This is a genomic window from Mycobacterium sp., from assembly GCF_025933915.1.
Taxonomy (GTDB): domain Bacteria; phylum Actinomycetota; class Actinomycetes; order Mycobacteriales; family Mycobacteriaceae; genus Mycobacterium.
The window spans coordinates 1-2,260 of sequence record NZ_JAICZA010000305.1; the positions used below are offsets into that span (position 1 = coordinate 1).

Annotated in this window: 1 protein-coding gene; it reads right to left on the reverse strand. The window is 69.8% G+C overall.

Annotated elements, in window-relative coordinates:
* On the reverse strand, positions 1 to 2,260 hold a 2,260-nt coding region (locus tag Q0W90_RS24335; RefSeq protein WP_297777220.1), incomplete at both ends, for a condensation domain-containing protein.

Consider the following 2,260-nt stretch of genomic DNA (forward strand, 5'->3'; position numbering starts at 1 on the left):
GGTGGGTGACCGCCACTCCCTTGGGAACGCCGGTGGTTCCCGAGGTGTAAATGATGTAGGCGATGTCGCCGGGCGCCGGGTGCGGCAACCCGGTGGCGGGCTGGGTGTGCAGGGCCGCGCCGTCGATGTCGACGATGCGATCGGGATTGTTCAGGCGGGGCCGGAGTGCGGCGGTGCTGATCGTCGCGATCGGGGCGGCATCGGTCAGCATGAAGTCGATGCGGGCGGCCGGTAGTGCCGGGTCGATCGGCACATACGCCGCCCCGGTCTTGAGGACCGCCAGGATCGCCACGATCGCCTCGGCCGACCGTGGGATCACCACCCCCACCCGACGGCCCGGTCCCGCGCCGCGTCCAACCAGCAAGTGCGCCAACCGATTCGTGGATTCGTCCAGTTCGCGGTAGGTCCACGACTGCTCGCCGCGGGTGATCGCGACCGCCTCGGGCACCCGGGCCACCTGCGCGGCGAACAACGCCGGAATCGACGCCCGTCCGGTGGCCGGCTGGTCCAACACGGCGCGATTGCCGATCGCGTCCAGTCGGGCGTGCTCCGACTGGTCGAGGACGTCGATCGCGGAAATCGGTCGCGCGGGGTCGGCGGTCATGGCGGCCAACACCTGTTGCAACCGCGTGACGAGCGTCTCGATGCCGGCCGCGTCGAAGACGTCGGTGCGGAACTCCACCGTTCCGCAAATGCCGGCGGGCTCGCCGTCGGTGTTCCAGTGTTCGGCCAGCGACCAGACTAGATCCATGCGGGCGACGCGGGCTTCCAGCGGCTGCGGCGTCACCTGGACGTCGCCGAGGCTGATGTCGACGGGATCGTTGTTCTGCCAGGCCAGCATGACCTGGACCAGCGGGTGATGGGCCATGCTGCGGGTGGGGTTGAGCCGTTCCACCAGCACCTCGAAGGGAACGTCTTGGTGTTCGTAGGCCGCCAGGCTGCGCTGACGTACCCGGTCCACCAGCTCGGCGATGCTGGGGTCGCCGCTCAGGTCGACCCGTAACACGAGGGTGTTGACGAAAAACCCGACCACCTCGTCCAGCGCCGGGTCGCGCCGGCCCGCGATCGGGAACCCCACGGCCACATCGGGACTCGCGCTCAAGGTGGATAACAGCACCGCCAGCGCCGCCTGGACGACCATGAAACTCGTTGCGTTGTGGGCCCGCGCCAGCTGGGCGACCCGTTGCTGCAGCGCGGCCGGCCACCGCACGTCCACACTGGACCCGCGATAATCGGCCACCAACGGGTATGGCCGATCCGTGGGCAGCTCAACGCGTTCCGGCAGTCCGGCCAGCGCCCGCTCCCAATAGTCCAGTTGCGCCGCGATCGGGCTGTCCGGATCCTCGAGGTCACCGAATTGGGCGCGTTGCCACAGCGTGTAATCGATGTACTGCACCGGCAGCGGCGACCAATCCGGGGCCTGCCCGGAACAGCGGCTGGCGTAGGCCACCCCCAGATCGCGCACCAGCGGAGTCAGCGACCAACCATCCGCGGCGATATGATGGAGCACCGCCACCAACACGTGCTCGTCTTCGTCGGTGCGGAAAAGCCATGCCCGCAAGGGTATTTCGGTGGCCAGGTCGAAGGTGTAGCCCGCCGCCTCCTGGGTGGCCTCCGCCAACCAGGACGCCGGCCACCGGGTCGCGTCGACTATCTGCCAGTTGACGTCGGCCCGCTCGGCCGGCACCACCACCTGCTGGGGCGCACCCTCGGGCGCGAGGAAAAGCGTCCGCAGGCTTTCGTGGCGGGCCACCACGTCGCCCAGGGCGGAGCCCATCGCGTCGGTATCCAGGCGCCCGCGCAGCCGCAGGGCGACCGCCATGTTGTACACCGGTGACGGGCCCTGCAATTGGTCGATGAACCACAGGCGGGATTGCGCGAACGACAACGGCACCGGCACGGGCCGCGCGCCGGCCACCAACCGTCCGGCACGGCCGGCATCGGCCTCGACCCGGGGCGCCAGCTGGGCGACGGTGGGCGCCTCGAACACGGATCGGACCGTCAGCCCGGCGTCCAGGTCGGCGTTGATGGCGGTGATCAGCCGCATCGCGGACAGCGAGTCGCCGCCGAGGTGGAAGAAGGAGTCGTCGGCGCCGACCCGGTCGACACCGAGCACCCGGGCGTAGATACCCGCCAGGGTCTCCTCCAGGGCGCTCGCCGGTGCCCGGTACCGGTCGACATCCTGGTATTCCGGTGCCGGCAGGGCGCGGGTGTCGAGCTTGCCGTTGACCGTCAACGGCAGAGCGTCGAGCACCACCAC